Annotated in this window: 13 protein-coding genes and 1 other RNA gene; 9 read left to right on the top strand and 5 right to left on the bottom strand. The window is 59.6% G+C overall.

What is annotated here, in order from left to right:
- Positions 1 to 80 precede the first annotated feature (80 nt).
- Positions 81 to 434, top strand: coding sequence for a hydroxyisourate hydrolase (gene uraH / locus FFH21_RS09330; RefSeq protein WP_004658401.1), 354 nt, complete (start codon positions 81 to 83; stop codon positions 432 to 434).
- 111 nt (positions 435 to 545) lie between these two features.
- Positions 546 to 1,298, top strand: a complete 753-nt coding sequence (locus tag FFH21_RS09335; RefSeq protein WP_011168204.1) for a GntR family transcriptional regulator — start codon at positions 546 to 548, stop codon at positions 1,296 to 1,298.
- 762 nt (positions 1,299 to 2,060) lie between these two features.
- On the opposite strand, the gene guaD is transcribed toward FFH21_RS09335, so the two are convergent.
- From guaD to xdhA, 4 genes are read right to left on the bottom strand one after another with little or no spacing between them, the layout of a single operon-like run.
- Positions 2,061 to 3,374 carry a guanine deaminase gene (gene guaD, locus FFH21_RS09340; protein ID WP_004665857.1) on the bottom strand — a complete coding sequence of 438 codons (1,314 nt, stop codon included), beginning with the start codon at positions 3,372 to 3,374 and terminating at the stop codon, positions 2,061 to 2,063.
- Positions 3,375 to 3,391: 17 nt separating this feature from the next.
- The gene (gene xdhC / locus FFH21_RS09345) at positions 3,392 to 4,231 is read right to left on the bottom strand and encodes a xanthine dehydrogenase accessory protein XdhC (RefSeq protein ID WP_004665856.1); all 840 of its coding nucleotides are present in this window, start codon (positions 4,229 to 4,231) and stop codon (positions 3,392 to 3,394) included.
- Positions 4,228 to 6,747, bottom strand: a complete 2,520-nt coding sequence (xdhB, locus tag FFH21_RS09350; protein WP_011168205.1) for a xanthine dehydrogenase molybdopterin binding subunit — start codon at positions 6,745 to 6,747, stop codon at positions 4,228 to 4,230. The genes xdhC and xdhB overlap by 4 nt, the downstream gene beginning before the upstream one ends.
- Entirely contained in the window at positions 6,740 to 8,194 is a 1,455-nt protein-coding gene (xdhA, locus tag FFH21_RS09355) for a xanthine dehydrogenase small subunit (RefSeq protein ID WP_011168206.1), read from the bottom strand. Before xdhA ends, xdhB begins: the two co-directional genes overlap by 8 nt.
- A 276-nt stretch (positions 8,195 to 8,470) precedes the next feature.
- On the opposite strand from xdhA, the gene FFH21_RS09360 reads away from it, so the two are divergent.
- The 5 genes from FFH21_RS09360 (at position 8,471) to FFH21_RS09390 (ending at position 18,035) form a co-directional block, all read left to right on the top strand.
- Positions 8,471 to 9,130 carry a GntR family transcriptional regulator gene (locus tag FFH21_RS09360; RefSeq protein WP_002552808.1) on the top strand — a complete coding sequence of 220 codons (660 nt, stop codon included), beginning with the start codon at positions 8,471 to 8,473 and terminating at the stop codon, positions 9,128 to 9,130.
- Between the two features lie 4 nt (positions 9,131 to 9,134).
- The gene (gene smc, locus FFH21_RS09365; protein WP_054072944.1) at positions 9,135 to 12,623 is read left to right on the top strand and encodes a chromosome segregation protein SMC; all 3,489 of its coding nucleotides are present in this window, start codon (positions 9,135 to 9,137) and stop codon (positions 12,621 to 12,623) included.
- 250 nt (positions 12,624 to 12,873) lie between these two features.
- On the top strand, positions 12,874 to 13,743 hold the full coding sequence (gene zipA, locus FFH21_RS09370) for a cell division protein ZipA (RefSeq protein ID WP_004665852.1): 870 nt from the start codon (positions 12,874 to 12,876) through the stop codon (positions 13,741 to 13,743).
- A 129-nt stretch (positions 13,744 to 13,872) separates the two neighbouring features.
- Positions 13,873 to 16,236 (top strand): NAD-dependent DNA ligase LigA, encoded by a 2,364-nt coding sequence (ligA, locus tag FFH21_RS09375; RefSeq protein ID WP_004667470.1) that lies wholly within the window; start codon positions 13,873 to 13,875, stop codon positions 16,234 to 16,236.
- 635 nt (positions 16,237 to 16,871) lie between these two features.
- Positions 16,872 to 18,035, top strand: a complete 1,164-nt coding sequence (locus FFH21_RS09390) for a putative zinc-binding metallopeptidase (RefSeq protein WP_004665850.1) — start codon at positions 16,872 to 16,874, stop codon at positions 18,033 to 18,035.
- 52 nt (positions 18,036 to 18,087) lie between these two features.
- On the opposite strand, the gene FFH21_RS09395 is transcribed toward FFH21_RS09390, so the two are convergent.
- Positions 18,088 to 18,576 carry a GNAT family N-acetyltransferase gene (locus tag FFH21_RS09395; protein WP_011168208.1) on the bottom strand — a complete coding sequence of 163 codons (489 nt, stop codon included), beginning with the start codon at positions 18,574 to 18,576 and terminating at the stop codon, positions 18,088 to 18,090.
- A 226-nt stretch (positions 18,577 to 18,802) separates the two neighbouring features.
- Between FFH21_RS09395 and ffs the strand changes: the two genes are divergently transcribed.
- Positions 18,803 to 18,899: signal recognition particle sRNA small type (gene ffs, locus FFH21_RS09400), an RNA gene on the top strand.
- Positions 18,900 to 19,202: 303 nt separating this feature from the next.
- On the top strand, positions 19,203 to 20,327 hold the full coding sequence (locus FFH21_RS09405) for a mechanosensitive ion channel family protein (RefSeq protein ID WP_041924492.1): 1,125 nt from the start codon (positions 19,203 to 19,205) through the stop codon (positions 20,325 to 20,327).
- Positions 20,328 to 20,329: the final 2 nt, after the last annotated feature.

Below are 20,329 nucleotides of genomic sequence, written 5' to 3' on the forward strand. Positions count from 1 at the left end.
CTTAATCGGTCGCAATCGCACCATGCAGAGCACTTCATTGGTGCACTGTTTCACCATCGCCGGATGTGAGGAGTGAAGTTTTGGGGAAATTGACCACACACGTGCTGGACGCTGCCCACGGTTGCCCAGGCAATGCCATCCGCATTGAATTGTATCGGGTCGAAGGCCAGCAGCTTCTGCACGTTGTCAGCGCTGTCACCAACAGCGACGGACGTTGCGATGCGCCCCTGTTGCAGGGAGACACTTATCAGTCCGGGGTTTATCAACTGCACTTTCAGGCTGGCGATTATTACCGTGCGCGAGGCGTGGTATTGAATGAACCGGCCTTTCTCGATGAAGTGGTGCTGCGCTTTGGCATTGATGCAGGTCAGGAACACTTTCATGTGCCGCTGTTAATCTCGCCGTACAGCTACTCGACGTATCGGGGCAGCTGAGTGCCTCTTGCCCGCCCCACACTGCGGGCCTTTTTTTGCGCGCGTTTCCGGTTTTGCCCTGTGTACAATGCGCCAGTCCCAACGCCGTAATCCATCTGCGCACGAGTGCCCATGAACGACCAGTCCCTGCCTCTCAAGAAAAAGCCGCGCGGCACGACCAGCGCCAGCCGCAGCGTTACTCAGGACGATGTCGTTTACGAGCATATTTTCGATGCCATTCTGGAGCAGCGGCTGGCGCCGGGCACCAAATTGAGTGAAGAGGCGCTGGGCGAGATCTTTGGTGTCAGCCGCACCATCATTCGTCGCGCTTTATCACGGCTGGGGCATGAAGGTGTGGTGCTGTTACGCCCTAATCGTGGTGCGGTGGTCGCCAGCCCCAGCGTCGAAGAGGCGCGCCAGGTGTTTTTCGCCCGGCGTATGGTCGAGAAGGCAATCACTGAACTGGCGGTCGAGCACGCCACTGCCGAGCAACTGGCCGAACTGCGTCAGATGGTCAGCGACGAGCGCGACAGCTTTGCCCGCGGTGATCGAGGTGCAGGCATCCGTCTCTCCGGCGAATTCCATCTGCAACTGGCCGTAGCCGCCAGAAACGCGCCGCTGATCAGCTTCCAGCGCAGCCTGGTATCGCAGACTTCATTGATCATTGCCCAGTACGAAACCGGCAACCGCACACATTGTTCCTACGACGAACACACCCAACTGATCGACGCCATAGAAGCGCGCGATGCGCCGCTCGCCGTCGAGTTGATGATGCATCACATGGACCACATCGACGGCAAGCTCAACCTCGACCAGGATAGTGCCTCGGACGATTTGCATGCGGTGTTCTCGCACGTCATGGGTCGGAAAAAGACCGGGCGTTGAGGCTGGATGAACAATTATCGTGCGACGCTCTGCGTCGCATGCCGTTCCGGACGCTCCGCGTCCTCTTGCGACGCAGAGCGTCGAGACCTGCATTCCCACGCGGAGCGTAGGGAACGATAACCTCAACTTCGTGCTGAAGCTTTGACCATCGTGCGTCGCTCCGCGTCGCATGCCGGTCCGGACGCTCTACGTCCTCTTGACGACGCAGAGCGTCGAGACCCGCATTCCCACGCGGAGCGTAGGGAACGATAACCTCAACTTCGTGCTGAAGCTTTGACCATCGTGCGACGCTGCGCGTCGTCATGCCGTTCCGGACGCTCTGCGTCCTCTTGACGACGCAGAGCGTCGAGACCCGCATTCCCACGCGGAGCGTAGGGAACGATAATCTCAACTTCGTGCTGAAGCTTTGACCATCGTGCGACGCTCCGCGTCGCATGCCGTTCCGGACGCTCTGCGTCCTCTTGACGACGCAGAGCGTCGAGACCTGCATTCCCACGCGGAGCGTAGGGAACGATAACCTCAACTCCGTGCTGAAGCTTTGACTATCGTGCGACGCTCCGCGTCGCATGCCGGTCCGGACGCTCCGCGTCCTCTTGACGACGCAGAGCGTCGAGACCCGCATTCCCACGCGGAGCGTAGGGAACGATAACCTCAACTTCGTGCTGAAGCTTTGACCATCGTGCGACGCTGCGCATCGCATGCCGTTCTGGACGCTCCGCGTCCGCTTGACGACGCAGAGCCTGCGTGAGCGTGAGGGACGATTTAGCCCCTGTCATGCACTAACCGCCCACCCGACCAGGTCTGCTTCACCGTCCGGTCATCACCAATCGTCATCAGCACAAACAGAATCTCTTCGATGTCTTTAGCCTGTTTCAACCGGTATGACAGCAGCGGGGTGGCGTTGTAGTCCAGCACCAGAAAGTCGGCTTCGTTACCGGGTTTCAGGCTGCCGACCTTGTCTTCCAGTCGCAATGCGCGTGCGCCGCCCAATGTCGCCAGATAGAGCGACTTGAACGGATTGAGCCGTGCGCCCTGCATTTGCATGACCTTGTAAGCTTCGTTCAGGGTTTGCAGAATCGAAAAACTGGTGCCGCCGCCCACGTCGGTGCCCAGGCCGACATTCACCTTGTGCTTTTCGACCATCGGCAGGTTGAACAGGCCGCTGCCCAGAAACAGGTTGGAGGTCGGGCAGAAGGCAATCGCCGAACCGGTTTGCGCCAGTCGTGCGCACTGTTCGTTGCACAAGTGCACGCCATGGGCGAACACCGAGCGCTCGCCGAGCAGGTTGAAGTGATCGTATACATCCAGGTAATGCTTGCGCTCGGGGAACAGCGCCTTGACCCACTCGATCTCCTGAAGGTTTTCGCTGATGTGGGTCTGCATGTACAGGCCGGGATGCTCAGTAAGCAACTGCCCAGCCAGGCTCAATTGCTCCGGGCTGCTGGTCGGCGCGAATCGCGGGGTCACTGCGTAGCTCAAACGCCCTTTACCATGCCAGCGCTCGATCAGCGCCTTGCTGTCGGCATACCCGGATTCTGGCGTATCAACCAGATAATCCGGCGCATTGCGGTCCATCATCACCTTGCCGGCGATCATGCGCAGATCGAGTGCCTGAGCCGCATTGAAAAACGCCTCGACCGATTCTTTATGCACGCTGCCGAACACCAGCGCTGTGGTCGTACCGTTGCGCAGCAGTTCCTTGATGAAGATGTCGGCCACCTGCGCCGAATGCTCGGGGTCGGCGAACTGGCTTTCGCAGGGGAAGGTGTAGGTGTTGAGCCAGTCGAGCAGTTGTTCGCCGTAGGCACCGATCATGCCGGTTTGTGGCAAGTGGATATGGGTGTCGATGAAGCCCGGTGTGATCAGTGCGTCCGGGTATTCGATCAGCTCGACATCGCCGTCGAGGCTATCGAGCAAATCGTCAGCATTGCCCACGGAAATGATTTTGCCGTTTTCGACCAGCAACAGGCCATCGGCAAAATACTCATAAGACGCCTCTACTGCCACCTCTGCGGGGTCGGCAATGCTGTGAAGGATGGCGGCGCGGTAGGCTTTACGGCGGGAAACTGAACTCATGGCACTCTCGTTGTGACTCATTGCGACTGACTGCGGCGTGATGCGGGCAGCAGTCTGGCGATTGGTTCGGCATTGGCACTGTGCTGGCCAAAGCTTGCGTTGTAGGTGGCGATTATTTCGGCGGCGATGGACACCGCGATCTCGATAGGCAGCTTGCCTTTGACCTCCGCCAGGCCCATTGGGCAACGCATGCGTTGCAGCAGGCTGGCGTCGAAACCGCGTTCCCGCAAGCGATGTTCGAACTTGACGCGCTTGGTTTTCGAGCCGATCAGCCCGAAGTAAGCAAAGTCGCCGCGCTTGAGGATTGCAGCAGTCAGCTCAAGGTCCAGTTGATGGTTGTGGGTCATGACAATGCAGTAAGTGCCGACAGGCAACTGCGCGACCTCGTCGACCGGCTCTTCACTGACGATCTTCAACAGGCCCTCGGGCATCGGCTCGGGGAATTCGTTCTCACGTGCGTCGATCCAGCGCACCCGGCAGGGCAGGCTGGCCAGCAGTGGCACCAGCGCACGGCCAACATGACCGGCACCAAACACGGCGATTTGTGCGACTGGTTCGCCCATGGGTTCGAACAGCAGCACATTGACGCCGCCACAGCACTGACCGAGGCTTGCGCCGAGGTTGAAACGTTCCAGACGCGTCTGCCGGGTGCCGCTGGCCAGCATCTCGCGGGCGATTTGCATGGCCTTGTATTCCAGGTGCCCGCCGCCGATGGTGTCGTGGATATGCTCGGCACAGACCACCATCTTGGAGCCGGCGTTGCGTGGCGTCGAGCCCAGCTCCTCGATGATGGTCACCAGAATGCCGGGTTCTCCACGGGCCTGTAGCTCGGCCAGGGCGCTGATCCAGTTGTTCATTTCTGCTCCAGGACAGAGTGATCCAGGCCAGGCGCCTTCTCGAGCAAGCTCGCTCCCACGGGGGCATCCTGAATAGGTGAAGGCGAGCCTGGCGAAGCTTCACTTACCCGCGAAGGGGCGGAAACAATCGGCTCGGCACCTTCGCCGGATGCGCGACGCGCAGCGCTTTTGTGGCGCATCTGCTCACAGCCCCACAACACTTTTTCCGGAGTTGCAGGCGCGTCAATGTCCGGTTGATGGCGATAATCACCCAGGCTCGCCACAGCGTCCTTGATTGCGCACCAGGCCGCGATGCCGAGCATGAACGGTGGCTCGCCCACTGCCTTGGAGTGGAATACGGTGTCTTCCGGGTTCTTGCGGTTCTCCACCAGCTTGATGCGCAGATCAAGCGGCATGTCCGCCACCGCAGGGATCTTGTAGGACGCCGGGCCGCTGGTCATCAGCTTGCCCTTGTCGTTCCACACCAGTTCCTCGGTGGTCAGCCAGCCTGCGCCTTGAATGTAGCCGCCTTCGACCTGGCCGATATCGATGGCCGGGTTCAGCGAGGCGCCGACGTCGTGCAGAATGTCGGTGCGCAACATCTTGTACTCGCCTGTCAGCGTGTCGACGATGACCTCGACGCATGCCGCACCAAACGCGTAGTAATAGAACGGTCGGCCACGCGCCTGGCTGCGGTCATAGAAAATCTTCGGCGTCTTGTAATAGCCGGTGCTGGACAACGAAACCTGGCCCATCCATGCCAACTGCGCCAGCTCGGCGAAGGGCAGGAAAATATCGCCGATCCGCACATGGCCGTTGCGAAACTCGACTTCTGTTTCTGCCACCTGATAGTGCCGGGCGGCGAACTCCACCAGCCGCTGCTTGAGGGTTTCAGCGGCATTCTGCGCGGCCTTGCCGTTCAGGTCGGTGCCGCTTGAGGCGGCGGTGGGCGAGGTGTTCGGCACCTTGTCGGTGTTGGTGGCGGTGATCTGAATACGGTCAATGTCCACCTGAAACACTTCAGCCACGACCTGCGCGACTTTGGTGTTCAAACCCTGGCCCATCTCGGTGCCGCCATGGTTCAGGTGGATGCTGCCGTCGGTGTAGATGTGAATCAGCGCGCCTGCCTGATTGAGGAAGCTGGCGGTAAAGGAAATGCCGAATTTGACCGGCGTCAGCACCAGCCCTTTTTTCAGGATCGAGCTTCCGGCATTGAACGTGCGAATGGCTTCGCGGCGCTCGGCATACTGGCTGCTCTGCTCGAGGTCGGCGGTCATCTCTTCCAGCAGGTTGTGCTCGACCGTCTGGTAATAGTGCGTGACGTTACGCTCGGTCTTGCCGTAATAGTTGGCCTTGCGCACCGCCAGCGGGTCCTTGCCGAGGAAACGTGCGATGCAGTCCATGACCTCTTCGATGGCGACCATGCCTTGCGGGCCGCCAAAGCCACGGTAGGCCGTGTTGGACGCGGTGTGAGTCTTGCAGCGATGGCCGTTGACCGTGGCTTCGCCCAGATAGTAGGCGTTGTCGGCGTGAAACATGGCGCGGTCGACAATCGACGCGGACAGGTCCGGCGAGTAGCCGCAGTTGCCTGCCAGATCCAGCTCTATACCCTGCAAACGACCCTCGTCGTCGAAGCCCACGTCGTACTCGATGTAGAACGGGTGGCGCTTGCCGGTCATCTGCATGTCTTCAAAACGTTGCAGGCGCATCTTGGTGGGCTGGCCGGTCAGCCTTGCAATCACGGCGCACAGGCAGGCCGGGCTCGCCGCCTGGGTTTCCTTGCCGCCAAAGCCACCACCCATGCGCCGCATGTCGACCACGATGCGGTTCATCGGCACGCCCAGTACCTCGGCCACCAGCTTCTGGATTTCCGTGGGGTTCTGGGTCGAGCAATAGACAATCATGCCGCCGTCTTCAGTCGGCATCACCGAGGATATCTGGGTTTCCAGATAAAAATGTTCCTGACCGCCGATGTGCAGGTTGCCCTGCAAACGGTGGGTTGCGCCTGCCAGCGCTGCGGCCGAGTCGCCACGTTTGTGCGTGTGGCTGTCGAGCACAAAGTGTTTCTGACGCAGCGCCTGAACCACATCCAGCACCGGCTCCAGGTCCTCATATTCGATAATCGCCGCCATTGCCGCCTGCCGGGCAATGTCCAGATCGCGAGCAGCAACGGCAAGCACCGGTTGACCGACAAACTCCACCGTGTCGATGGCCAGCAACGGATCGCCGGGCAGCAACGGCCCGATGTCCTTCAGCCCCGGAATATCCTGATGAGTAATCGCAATGCGTACGCCGTCGAAGGCGTAGCAGGGCGAGGTGTCGATGCTGATGATTCGCGCGTGGGCACGGTCGGAAAGACGTGCATACACATGCAACTGATTGGGAAACTCCAGGCGATCATCGATATACACCGCTTCGCCGGACACATGTTTGTCGGCGCTGTCATGCTTGACGCTGCGACCGACGCCAGTGCTCAAGCCCTGCTGAAACACGGCGAGCATTTCGGCCTGGGTAATGGATGGAGAATGCTCAGACATAGTCAGTCACCCGCGTTGCGACGGCAGGCGTCTGCACTTCGATGAAATACTTGCGCAGCAGGTTCTGCGCGCTCAACAGGCGATATTCCTTGCTGGCACGGAAGTCCGACAGCGGCGTGAAATCTTCGCTAAGTGCGGCGCAGGCCTGCTCAACGGTTTCATTGCTCCAGAGCTGACCGACCAGGGCTCGCTCGCAGGCCGCTGCGCGCTTCGGAATCGCCGCCATGCCGCCATACGCCACACGTGCCTCGCGGATCACGCCGTCTTCTATGGTCAGGCGGAACGCCGCACAGACCGCCGAAATGTCGTCATCCAGGCGTTTTGAAACTTTATAGGCACGAAAGGTCAGCAGTGGATTGGCGGTCGGCACGATGATCTTTTCGATGAACTCACTTTCCTGGCGAGCCGTGACCTTGTAGTCGATGAAGTAATCCTCCAGCGCCAGCGTGCGTTGGCTGTTGCCTTTGCGCAGCACGATCTGCGCGCCAAGGGCGATCAGCAGGGGCGGGGAGTCGCCAATCGGCGAGGCATTGCCGATATTGCCACCCAGCGTGCCTTGATTGCGGATCTGCAACGAGGCGAAGCGCTGCAGTAACTCGCCAAAGTCCGGGTATTCGGCCTTTAGTGCTGCATAACAATCGGTCAGCGGAGTGGCCGCGCCGATCTCCAGACGGTCGTCGAAACGCTTCACGCCCTTCATCTCGTCGATGTGTCCGACGTAAATCATCACCGGCAACTGTTTGTGAAATTGGGTGACTTCCAGCGCCAGATCAGTGCCGCCCGCCAGCAGACGGGCCTGCGGATGGCTGCCATAAAGGTCGGCCAGGTCTGCCACGGTCAGCGGAATGAAGCAGTTTTTTTCGCCGTCGCTCAGTGCTTCGGTCTGGGCCGGGGTGATTGCCCGCAGGCGCTCGACCGTCTCAGCCTGGCGCTGATCGAACTGATCCGGCTGGCGCTGGCTGCAAGACTGCTCGGCGGCGGCCAGAATAGGGCGATAACCGGTGCAGCGGCACAAATTGCCTGCCAACGCTTCGTGAGCCTGATGCGCGTTGGCGTCGGTGCTGTTCTTTTGCAGGGCAAACAGCGACATCACAAAGCCTGGGGTACAGAAGCCGCATTGCGAGCCGTGACACTCGACCATGGCCTGTTGCACGCTGTGCAACTGACCCTGGTGCTTGAGGTCTTCGACGCTGATCAATTGCTTGCCGTGCAGCGACGCCATGAACGTCAGGCACGAATTGAGGCTGCGATAACGCAACATTTGCTTGCCATCGGCGTCACTGTGCAACTCGCCAACCACGGCGGTGCAGGCACCGCAGTCTCCGCTGGCACAACCTTCCTTGGTACCGGGCTTGTGTGCCTGCTCACGCAGGTAGGTCAGCACGGTCATGTTCGGATTCAGGCTGCGCTCGGTTTTTAGCTCTTGGTTCAAAAGGAACTGAATCACGGCGCAAAGCCCTCACATTTATTGTCATCAGACATGTCGATGAATCTATCAGCTCTGCTTATTGGGTCAATTTGTTTCTGACTTAAGAGTCAGGAAATTGAGTTTTTCAGCAATCTGCCGATCAGAGGCACACTGGTTCTTGAGTCGCCCATTGGGTTGTATTCAAGGTTTTGCGTATTTCGTGCCAGTTTCCGCGTCTATGGCCCTGCGCCATCCGTACCGGTTGCGCTACACTTCGCGGCTTGCATGCAGAACTGGTTTTTTTGAAGGATAGTCATGACGTTCAAGGCCCCGGACAGCCTCGCTGAGCAAATTGCTCATCATCTTGCCGAGCGGATCATTCGCGGTGAGCTCAAGCCTGGAGAGCGTATTCAGGAACAGAAAGTCACGCAGGCGTTGAACGTCAGCCGTGGTTCTGTGCGCGAAGCATTATTGATTCTGGAGCGCCGCCATTTGGTGGTGATCCTGCCGCGTCGGGGGGCACAGGTCACGGTGCTCAACGCGCATAACGTGACCAGCCTGTGTGGCCTGATGAGCGAGTTGTACATTCTGCTGGCCAATGCAGTGGTCGAGCGCTGGCGCACCGAGGATGATCTTGCGCCGTTCGTGCAGATACAGCAGCGTCTGCAGGTCAGCTTCGAGCAGCAGGACGTCAAGGCATTTGTCGAAGAGAGCTTCAATGTCATGCGCGCGGCCTATCCGTTCGCCAGCAACCCGTACCTCGAAGAAACGGTCGAGAACCTGCAGCCGTCCATGAGCCGCAGCTATTTTCTCGCGCTCGAGCAACGCAAGGCCGATATGGGCGACTACCTGGCGCTGTTCGACGAGTTGCTTGGCGCGGTGATCGCGCGGGATCTGCCGAAAATTCGTGCTGTGCTGATCGCCTACTGTCAGCGCAGCTGCCAGCTGGTGCTGGCCGCCCTGGCAGCGGACTGACGCCATGCGCCTGAAGTGCATCAAGCTGGCAGGGTTCAAGTCGTTCGTCGATCCCACCACGGTGAACTTCCCCAGTAACATGGCGGCCGTTGTCGGCCCCAATGGCTGTGGCAAATCCAACATCATCGACGCCGTGCGCTGGGTCATGGGCGAAAGCTCGGCCAAGAACCTGCGCGGCGAGTCGATGACCGACGTCATCTTCAATGGCTCCACCAGCCGCAAACCGGTCAGCCAGGCGAGTATCGAGCTGGTGTTCGATAACTCCGACGGCACCCTGGTCGGCGAGTACGCGGCGTATGCGGAAATCTCCATTCGCCGCAAAGTGACGCGCGACAGCCAGAACAGCTACTACCTCAACGGCACCAAATGCCGCCGTCGCGACATTACCGACATCTTCCTTGGCACCGGCCTGGGGCCGCGCAGCTATTCGATCATCGAGCAGGGGATGATCTCCAAGCTGATCGAAGCCAAGCCGGAAGACCTGCGCAACTTTATCGAAGAAGCCGCCGGGATCTCCAAATACAAGGAGCGCCGTCGGGAAACCGAAAACCGTATTCGCCGCACCCACGAGAACCTGGCGCGCCTGACTGACCTTCGGGAAGAACTCGAGCGTCAGTTGGAGCGTCTGCACCGGCAGGCTCAGGCCGCCGAGAAGTATCAGGAATACAAGGCCGAAGAACGCCAGTTGAAGGCGCAACTGTCGGCCCTGCGCTGGCAGGCGCTGAATGATCTGGTGGGGCAGCGCGAGGCAGTGATCGGCAATCAGGAGATCGGTTTTGAAGCGCTGGTGGCTAATCAGCGCAGCGCCGATGCCAGCATCGAAAGGCTGCGCGACGGCCATCATGATCTGTCCGAACGCTTCAACCTGGTGCAGGGCCGTTTTTATTCGGTCGGTGGCGACATCGCCCGCGTCGAGCAGAGCATCCAGCACGGTCAGCAGCGGCTGCGTCAATTGCAGGACGACCTGCGCGAAGCAGAGCGCGCCCGCCAGGAAACCGAATCCCATCTCGGCCACGACACCACCTTGCTTGCCACCCTGGGCGAAGAGCTGGAGATGCTTGAGTCCGAGCAGGAAATGACCAGCGCCGCCGCCGAAGAATCGGCCATTGCCCTGGAAGACGCCGAAGCGGCCATGCAGGGCTGGCAGGAGAAGTGGGACGTCTTCAATCAGCAATCCGCCGAGCCACAGCGCCAGGCGCAGGTCCAGCAGTCGCGCATTCAGCAACTTGAACAAAGCATCGAACGCCTGGCCGAACGCCAGCGGCGTCTGGCCGAAGAGCGTCAGTTGCTGGCCGCCGATCCTGAAGATGCGGCCATTCTGGAACTGAGCGAAGACCTCGCCACCCGTGACATGACCCTTGAAGAGCTGCACGCAGGCGAAGAGCAGGCGGTCGAGCGTCTTGAGCAATTGCGTGAAGCTCTGCAGCAGGCCAGTCAGGCGCAACAGCAGGCGCAGGGCGAGCTGCAACGTCTCAACGGGCGTTTGGCTTCCCTGGAAGCGCTGCAACAGGCGGCACTTGACCCGGATACCGGCACCGCCGAATGGCTGCGCGATCAGCAACTGGCCGAGCGCCCGCGTCTGGCCGAAGGGCTGAGCGTTGAAGCGGGCTGGGAGCTGGCGGTGGAGACCGTGCTCGGCGCGGATTTGCAGGCGGTGCTGGTGGATGACTTCGACGCGCTTGATCTGGCGAACTTCCAGCAGGGTGATCTGCGCTTGCTCAGCGCCGGCGCCGATACGGTACGGGTGCCTGGCAGCCTGCTGGAGAAAGTGGACAGTACGGTTGATCTGTCGGCCTGGTTGGGGCAGGTGATTCCAGTCGAGGATCTGGACGAAGCGCTGGCGCGACGTGCACAACTCAGCGCCGGACAAAGCCTGATCAGCCGTGACGGCTATTGGGTCGGGCGGCACTTTTTACGTGTGCGACGTGCCAGCGAGGCGCAGAGTGGCGTGCTGGCGCGGGGGCAGGAGTTACAAAGGCTGGGCCTGGAGCGTGATGAGCGCGAAGCGACGCTGGCTACGCTTGAAGAGCAATTGCTGGTGCTGCGCGAGCAACAATCGCAGCAGGAAGAAGCCCGCGAGCAGCTGCGCCGCCGCGTGCAGGACGAAACCCGTCAGCAAAGCGAGTTGAAGGCGCAACTGTCGGCGGTCAGGGTCAAGGTCGAGCAGTTGACCCTGCGTCGTACTCGTCTGGACGAAGAGCTGGCCGAGCTGGGCGAGCAACGCGCTGTCGAGCACGAGCACCTCGGCGAATCGCGCCTGCAATTGCAGGATGCACTGGACAGCATGGCGCAGGATACCGAACAGCGCGAAGTGCTTCAGGCGCAGCGTGATGCGCTGCGTGAGCGTCTGGATAGGATTCGTCAGGATGCGCGGCAGCACAAGGATCACAGTCATCAACTGGCGGTGCGTCTGGGCTCGCTCAAGGCGCAGTACGATTCGACGCGTCAGGCGCTGGAGCGCCTGCGCATGCAGTCCGAAAGGCTGACCGAAAAACGCGAGCAACTGAGTCTGAATCTGGAGGAGGGCGAGGCACCGCTTGAAGAGCTGCGCCTCAAGCTTGAAGAGCTGCTGGAGCGGCGCATGGTGGTCGATGATGAAATGCGCATCGCCAAGAACGCCCTCGAAGACGCTGACCGCGAATTGCGTGAAGCCGAAAAGCGCCGGACCCAGGCCGAACAGCAGTCGCAACTGCTGCGCGGTCAGCTTGAGCAGCAACGTCTGGAATGGCAGTCGCTGACGGTGCGCCGCACGACGTTGCAGGACCAATTGCACGAGGAAGGCTACGACCTGCACGGCGTGCTCGCCACGTTGACCCCTGATGCCAGCGAGCAGGCGGCCGAGCAGCAACTGGAGAGCATCGCCGGGCGTATTCAGCGTCTGGGGGCGATCAACCTTGCCGCCATTGACGAGTACCAGCAGCAATCCGAACGCAAGCGTTATCTGGATGCGCAGGATGCTGATCTGGTGGAAGCACTCGACACGCTGGAAAACGTCATCCGCAAGATCGATAAAGAAACCCGAAACCGCTTCAAAGATACCTTCGATCAGATAAATAGCGGAATTCAGGCACTTTTCCCAAAAGTTTTCGGTGGTGGCTCCGCTTATTTGGAACTGACGGGCGAAGATTTACTCGATACAGGGGTGACAATCATGGCGCGCCCTCCCGGCAAGAAGAACAGCACCATTCATCTGCTGTCGGGTGGGGAAAAAGCCTTGACTGCACTGGCGCTGGTTTTTGCCATTTTCAAACTCAATCCTGCGCCGTTTTGCATGCTTGATGAGGTGGATGCGCCGCTGGATGACGCCAACGTGGGTCGCTATGCGCGGTTAGTGAAAGAAATGTCACAAACTGTTCAGTTCATCTACATCACCCACAACAAGATCGCCATGGAAATGGCTGACCAATTGATGGGTGTGACGATGCATGAACCAGGCTGTTCGCGGCTGGTAGCGGTGGATGTAGAGCAAGCGATGGCGCTGGTGGACGCCTGAGTTCGGGCCTGATTCAGCGGCGAAATGGCTGCGTAAGCGCCTGAAAATGTGACGGTTGTGTGATAGATGGCACTTTGGGCGGCGAAGAGACGTAACGGACGGTGTAAAGTTGCCTTTGGTCGTGCTAGCTTAGTGACCACTTTTTATTTTCGCGTGGGCAAATTGCCAGTCAGAACATAGACTTGGCACCACGTATTAAAGGGGTTTAGGCCCTTATTTTCAGATTTCTTCATTAGAGGCACTGGATTACATGGAAATCGGTCTGCGCGAGTGGCTGATCGTCATCGGCATAATAGTCATTGCCGGTATTCTTTTTGATGGCTGGCGCCGTATGCGCGGCAGCAAAGGTAAATTGAAATTCAGGCTGGATCGAAGCTTCTCCAATCTTCCGGATGAGGAGGAAACCACGTCGGCCGAAGTGCTCGGGCCGCCCCGGGTGCTGGACACCCACAAGGAGCCGCAACTCGATGAGCATGATTTGCCGTCGATGAGCGCCAGCCCGCGTGAGGGCAAGCGCAGCAACAGTGACAAGCGTGGCAACAGCGACAAGAAGCGCAAGGATGAACCGCAGCAGGGTGACCTGAATCTGGATCTGGACGGCCCGAGCCTGTTCACCGGGCGTGACGATGACTTCCCGGACGACAAGCCTGCCCAGCGCATCACTGAGGACAAGGACCTGCCTCCGGTCGAGGAAGTGCTGGTCATCAGCGTTATTTCGCGCAGTGAAGGCGGCTTCAAGGGGCCTGCGTTGTTGCAGAACATTCTGGAAAGCGGTCTGCGTTTTGGCGAGATGGATATTTTCCACCGTCACGAAAGCATGGCAGGCAACGGCGAGGTGCTGTTTTCGATGGCCAATGCGGTCAAGCCCGGCGTGTTCGATCTGGACGATATCGACCATTTCAGCACCCGTGCCGTGAGCTTCTTCCTTGGTTTGCCAGGCCCGCGTCATCCCAAGCAGGCCTTCGACGTCATGGTTGCCGCAGCCCGCAAGCTGGCCCATGAACTGGATGGCGAACTGAAAGATGACCAGCGCAGCGTCATGACCGCGCAAACCATCGAGCATTACCGTCAGCGCATTGTTGAATTCGAGCGCCGTGCGCTGACTCAGCGTCGCGGTTAAGCGAATCCTTGTCCACGTCCCGATCAAGAGCATGCTCCGGCAGGCCTTTTCGGGACCTGGGCTTGAACAGATCAGAGCCAACAGATTGAGCAGCCTCGGCTGCTCTTTTGCTTTTTGAGAGAACACCGTATGAAGGCCGTCGAAACCCGAATCCTGGAACTGCGTGCAGAGCTGGATGAGCACAACTACCGCTATCACGTGCTGGATGAGCCCAGCATCCCGGATGTCGAGTACGACCGCCTGTTTCACGAACTCAAGGCCCTTGAGGCAGAAAACCCGCATCTGGTCACGCCGGATTCGCCGACGCAACGGGTCGGCAGTGCCGCTTTGTCGGCGTTCACCCAGGTGCGGCACGAAATGCCGATGCTCAGCCTGGGCAACGCTTTCGAAGAAAACGACATGCTCGAGTTTGACCGGCGGGTAACCGAAGGGCTGGACTTGCCTGCCGGGGACCTGTTTGGTGCGGGCAGCAAGGTGCAGTACAGCTGCGAGCCCAAGCTGGACGGTCTGGCAGTCAGCCTGCTGTATCGCGATGGTGCGCTGGTACGCGGTGCGACGCGTGGGGACGGGACCACCGGCGAGGATATCAGCGTCAATGTACGCACCGTGCGGAACATCCCGCTCAAGCTGAAAGGCAAGGGCTGGCCGGATGTGCTGGAAGTGCGCGGCGAAGTGTTCATGTCCAAGGCAGGTTTCGAGCGGCTCAACGCCAGCCAGCTGGAAATCGGCGGCAAGACCTTCGCCAACCCGCGCAATGCGGCGGCGGGCAGCCTGCGCCAGCTGGACTCGAAAATCACTGCCAATCGTCCGCTGGAATTCTGCTGCTATGGCCTGGGGCAGACTTCGGCGGAAATCGCCGACACTCACATCGGTGTGCTTGAAACGTTGAAAAAATGGGGCATGCCGGTCAGTCACGAGCTGAAGCTGGCGAATGGCGTCGAGGAGTGTCTGGACTATTACCGCGATATCGGTGAGCGGCGCCTGACGCTGAGCTACGAGATCGACGGTGTGGTGTTCAAGGTCAACAACCTGGCTGCGCAGCGCGAACTGGGCTTTCGCGCCCGCGAGCCACGCTGGGCGATCGCCCATAAATTCCCTGCCATGGAAGAGCTGACCGAGTTGCTGGATGTCGAGTTCCAGGTAGGCCGTACCGGTGCGGTAACGCCGGTCGCGCGCCTCAAGCCAGTCAAGGTGGCGGGTGTCATGGTCGCCAACGCCACGCTGCACAACATGGATGAAGTGGCGCGGCTCGGCTTGATGATTGGCGACACGGTGATCATACGTCGTGCCGGTGACGTGATTCCTCAAGTGGTGCAGGTGGTTGCCGAGCGCCGCCCCGAGAATGCCAGGGCGGTGCAGGTTCCACAGACCTGCCCGGTGTGCGGCTCGCATGTCGAGCGCACGCAGTTGATCAAACGCAGCAAGGGCAAGGAAACCGTCACCGAAGGTGCGGTGTATCGCTGCGTCGGGCGTCTGGCCTGCGGTGCGCAACTCAAACAGGCGATCATCCACTATGTGTCACGTCGTGCGATGGACATTGAAGGGTTGGGAGACAAGACCATCGAGCAACTGGTCGATGAAAAACTCATTGGCTCGCCCGCCGACCTGTACAAGTTGAAATACGAACAAATCATCGACCTGGAAGGCTTTGCCGAAATTTCCAGCAACAAGCTGCTCAAGGCGATTGCCGACAGCCGACAGCCGACCCTGGCGCGCTTCATCTATGCCCTGGGCATTCCCGATGTGGGCGAGGAGACGGCCAAGGTGCTGGCGCGTTCGCTGGCGTCTCTGGACCGCGTCAAACAGGCATTGCCGGAAGTCCTGACGTACCTGCCGGATGTCGGTCTGGAAGTCGCCTACGAAATTCACAGCTTCTTCGAAGACGAGCACAACCGTAACGTCATTGATGCGCTGTTGGGCGAATGTGGACTGCAATTGCAGGACCAGGGCGAGTTGGGCGCCGAGTTTGCGGCCAGCACTACGCTCGAAGGGCTGATCGACAAATTACATATCCCGTCGGTAGGGCCGGGCGCTGCACAAAAACTGGCTGACAGATTCGGCACGCTGGAGGCCATCATCAGCGCCGATTGGCTGGACATGCGCCAGACGCTGCCGGAGAAGCAGGCCAAATCAGTCCGTGATTTCTTCGACGACAGCGCACATGCCGAGCGTGCACGCGCCATAGAAGCCCAGCTCAAAGACTTCGGCATGCACTGGCGCAGCGAGAAAAAAACCGTCGAAGGCTTGCCGCTGGCCGGGCAGACCTGGGTACTGACGGGGTCGCTGGAACGCATGAGTCGCGACGTCGCCAAGGAAAAACTCGAAAGCCTTGGTGCCAAAGTCTCCGGCTCGGTCTCGGCCAAGACCCACACCGTGGTTGCAGGCCCCGGTGCAGGCTCGAAACTGACCAAGGCCAACGAGCTGGGGCTGACCGTACTGGACGAAGATGCGCTGCTCAAACGCCTGACCGAACTGGGCGTGGCGGTTGACTGAGGCAGGCCGACGCTCCACTTGATTATCGTGCGCTCCGCGTCGCATGCCGTTCTGGACGCTCTGCGTCCGATCTTGAGCGTGCGGCGCAGCGCATATCTGTGACGCAGAGCGTCACGCACTGCATTCCCACGCTGGAGCGTGCGGAACGATAATCCCAACTACCGTGCGATGCTCCGCTTAGGCATGTCTTGATCATCGTGCGACGCTCCGCGTCGCATGCCGTTCTGGACGCTCTGCGTCCGATCTTGAGCGTGCGGCGCAGCGCATATCTGTGACGCAGAGCGTCACGCACGGCATTCCCTCGCTGGAGCGTGCGGAACGATAATCTTAGCTACCGTGCGATGCTCTGCTTAGGCATGTCTTGATTATCGTGCGACGCTCCGCGTTGCATGCCGTTCTGGACGCTCTGCGTCCGGTCTTGAATGTGATGGTGCGGCGTAGATCTGTGACGCAGAGCGTCACGCACGGCATTCCCACGCTGGAGCGTGCGGAACGATAATCTCAACTACCGTGCGACGCACCGTTTTCGCCCACGCAAACGCTGTCGACGCTATCCGTCCCCACCGTTCGATAATATTTTGAACCCCTGAAGCGTAGGCATGATCTAGTCCATGCAAGGCCAACGGGAGATCGCCATGTATCGCTTTTTCGAGCAATTGAGTTCACGCATTACCGCCCCATTTGTCGGCGAGTCCAAACGTAACAGCAAGGTCTGGCAGTGCACATGCGGCCAGTCGGTGTTTTTCCCCAATTCCCAATGCCTGGCCTGTTCGGCTGCGCTGGGTTACCTGCCGGAGCAGGGCCGCGTGGCTACGCTTGAAGCGGGGCCTGAGCCTACCTGGCGCCTGAGCGACGAGCCGGGTGCTGGTCTGTATCGACGTTGCGCCAACCTCGATACCCCGGCAGCCTGTAACTGGCTGTTTCCGGAGCACAACGCCGGTGAGTTTTGCGTTGCGTGCAGCCTCAATCGCACCATTCCCGACCTGTCCATCGCCGAAAACGGTGAGCGCTGGCGCAAGGTCGAGACCGCCAAGCGTCGTCTGGTTGCGCAGCTGATTTCCCTGGGGCTGCAGGTCATCCCCAAGAGCGTCGATGAAGAAGCCGGCCTGACCTTTGACTTTGTCGGTGTCGATCTGGAAGGCAAGCTGCCGACCACTGGCCACGCCAATGGCCTGATTACCCTTAACATCGAGGAAGCCGACGACGCTCACCGCGAAGCGATGCGCGTGCAGATGCACGAACCCTACCGCACCTTGCTCGGCCATTTCCGCCATGAAGTTGGCCATTATTACTGGGATCGACTGATCGCCAATACCCACTGGCAGGACGGTTGCCGCAATCTGTTCGGCGACGAGCGCGCCAGCTACGCCGATGCGCTTGATCACCACTATAAAAACGGCGCGCCCGACAACTGGCAGGAAAGCTTTGTCAGTGCTTACGCCACCATGCACCCGTGGGAAGACTGGGCCGAAACCTGGGCTCACTACCTGCACATGATGGACGCGGTCGACACTGCCTTGGGTTTTGGCATGAGCGCGCGCGACATGGAGCTGGACTACCAGCCATTCCCGCTGGAAGTGCTCTACGATCCACAGCACCCAGGCGGCCCGGCGTTCCTGTCGTTCGTCAACGCCTGGATCGAACTGGCCAGCATGCTCAACGAGCTGTCACGCAGTATGGGTCAGCCGGACTTCTATCCATTCGTGCTGCCTCCTGCGGTAATCGCCAAGCTGCATTTCATCCACTTGGTGATTCAGGATGCGGGTGGCAAGGCCGACGAGGTGTTGCAGGCTCAGTAACCCAGACAGCGCCTGACATCGCTGGATGTCAGGCGCGTGTTCAAACGCCGTATCAAAGCTTCAGCACCAGCCTGCGCTCAAAACCGATCCTTCCGCGGTAAGCCTCTCCGGTGTCCACCCAGCCCTGACCTGAATAAAGCCCGATAGCAGCGCTATTATCTGCATCTACCGAGAGCATCAAATGCGTGATGTCTGGCCACTTCAGGCTTAGCGCCGCAGGCAACGCCTGCAAGCACGCTTTGCCTAGCCCCTTGCCCTGTTCGTGATGATCCATTTGCAACGCATGCAGCGTCGCAGCCAGCTCCTCCTGAGCCCAGTGCGGCAGACAGTCGCCACGCTTGAGCAGGAAAAAACCCACCGGCTTGTCGTCGCCCAGCAGCACAAAGCCGCAAACATTCGGGCTGGGGTTGACCAGCAGAGTATTGAGCGCGGTGTAAATATCACCGGAGAACTGTGTCTGCTCCCGCGTCACCTCAAGGTATCCGAGCTGTTGGCGTTGAGAGGCGTTAAGGTCGTGGTAGTCGACCAATCGAGTCTGCATGAGCAACCTGCTGGCTGATTATTGTTAAGGCGGGTAGGGTACAGGATCGAATAAGGAGCTTTCGAGGATTTGTGACATCAACGGCCGATGCAGCTTTGCGTTTCAGCCCCTGCACACAAGTGCTTGAGCCCCCTCGAAATTTTTATCCGAACCAACGGTTGTAAACTCACGCCAGACCGGTACAATGGCGCGGCTCGCCAACTGGTGAGTGTCGTTATGGTGACCCCATCGGTCCCCCCGCAACGATTACCCGTGAACCTGGTCAGATCCGGAAGGAAGCAGCCACAGCGGGAACATTGTGTGCCGGGGTGTGGCTGGTGGGGGCACCACCTTAACGAATCCTTAGTCGGCCCTCGACGTAGTTGCACTGAAATCTCCGCCTCCCCGATTACCACCTAACCGTCTCCGTATGCCGAGTGCGTTAGCTGTTCCTGCGCCTGTCTGTCATGCCCGATGTGAAAGCTGCTGGTAATGCGATCCGAATTCGTCTGAACCCTCGGCACCATGTGCCACCTAACCCCTTACGCGTCGCTTGAAACCGTTTTACGGCAAGGGGCAATTCAGGTCGCTGCGGGTGTCACGGGCTTTTCGGTCAGGCGTCTCGTAGCAGTGGAGCCGGGGGCTGGATGGAACAGGACATCATCAGATTTTTCACAGACTCGCAATTTTTGGGCATTTCGCTCGCCAACTGGATACTCGCTGTGTTCGCCTCGACCATGAGTTTTATTCTGGTCAGGGGGGTTATCGGTTTTGTGCTCCGAAAGATGCGCTCGCGGCCTGATTCGCCCAGCACGCATATGCGCTACATCGTGGTGCAGGTGCTGTCGGGCACCAGCAATACACTGTTACTGCTGGCTTCGATTCTGATCGGGGTGGGCATGCTCGATCTGCCGGAGCGCTGGCTTGGGCGGGTCAGCAGTCTGTGGTTCGTGGTTGCTGCATTGCAGGTCGGGTTGTGGGCGAACAGGGCAATTGCGCTCGCGCTGCAGCGCTACTTTGTACGTCACAACGCTGGCGGCACCTATCAGGGCAGTGCGCTGGCAACTTTGAGCCTGTGGGGCGCGAAAGTGTTGCTGTGGGCCACGGTGGTCATGGCGATGTTGTCGAACGTCGGGGTCAATATCACTGCGTTTGTGGCCAGCCTCGGGGTGGGCGGTATTGCGGTTGCGCTGGCGGTGCAGAACATTCTGGGTGATGTGTTTGCCTCGCTCTCCATCGCAGTGGACAAGCCTTTTGAAGTGGGCGATTTCATTGTGGTTGGCGCGCTGTCCGGTACGGTCGAACATGTCGGTCTGAAGACCACGCGCATCCGCAGCCTGGGCGGCGAGCAGATCGTGATGGCCAACGCCGACATGATCAACAACACCATTCAGAACTACAAACGCTTGCAGGAGCGGCGCATTGTCTTCGAATTCAGGCTCACGTATGACTGCTCTGTCGATCAGATACGGGAAGTGCCAAAGAAAGTAGAAACGATCATCAACGCGCAGAAACTCGCCCGTTTCGACCGCTCGCATTTCCGTGGTTTTGGCGAAACATCACTGGAGTTCGAGACCGTCTTTATCGTTCTCGACCCCAGCTACAACGTTTATATGGATGTGCAGCAGGCGATCAATCTGGACATCATGGAGGCCTTCGCCAAACTGGATGTGCGTTTCGCGTTCCCGTCCCGCACGGTGTATGTGGCGTCCCTGCCACCGGTCAAGACGTCGCGTCCGACTGCACTGGAGGCAGCCGACGCGAGTACCTGAGC

The sequence above is a fragment of the Pseudomonas sp. KBS0707 genome, from assembly GCF_005937945.2.
GTDB classification, from domain to species: Bacteria; Pseudomonadota; Gammaproteobacteria; order Pseudomonadales; family Pseudomonadaceae; genus Aquipseudomonas; species Aquipseudomonas amygdali.

Bases quoted from the DNA above. Each gene is read 5' to 3' on its own strand.
- guaD (WP_004665857.1), bottom strand. From the start codon at position 3,374: ATGAGTTCAGTTTCCCGCCGTAAAGCCTACCGCGCCGCCATCCTTCAC.
- FFH21_RS09390 (WP_004665850.1), top strand. From the start codon at position 16,872: ATGTATCGCTTTTTCGAGCAATTGAGTTCACGCATTACCGCCCCATTT.
- xdhC (WP_004665856.1), bottom strand. From the start codon at position 4,231: ATGAACAACTGGATCAGCGCCCTGGCCGAGCTACAGGCCCGTGGAGAA.
- FFH21_RS09395 (WP_011168208.1), bottom strand. From the start codon at position 18,576: ATGCAGACTCGATTGGTCGACTACCACGACCTTAACGCCTCTCAACGC.
- FFH21_RS09405 (WP_041924492.1), top strand. From the start codon at position 19,203: ATGGAACAGGACATCATCAGATTTTTCACAGACTCGCAATTTTTGGGC.
- ligA (WP_004667470.1), top strand. From the start codon at position 13,873: ATGAAGGCCGTCGAAACCCGAATCCTGGAACTGCGTGCAGAGCTGGAT.
- zipA (WP_004665852.1), top strand. From the start codon at position 12,874: ATGGAAATCGGTCTGCGCGAGTGGCTGATCGTCATCGGCATAATAGTC.
- smc (WP_054072944.1), top strand. From the start codon at position 9,135: ATGCGCCTGAAGTGCATCAAGCTGGCAGGGTTCAAGTCGTTCGTCGAT.
- FFH21_RS09335 (WP_011168204.1), top strand. From the start codon at position 546: ATGAACGACCAGTCCCTGCCTCTCAAGAAAAAGCCGCGCGGCACGACC.
- FFH21_RS09360 (WP_002552808.1), top strand. From the start codon at position 8,471: ATGACGTTCAAGGCCCCGGACAGCCTCGCTGAGCAAATTGCTCATCAT.
- xdhB (WP_011168205.1), bottom strand. From the start codon at position 6,747: ATGTCTGAGCATTCTCCATCCATTACCCAGGCCGAAATGCTCGCCGTG.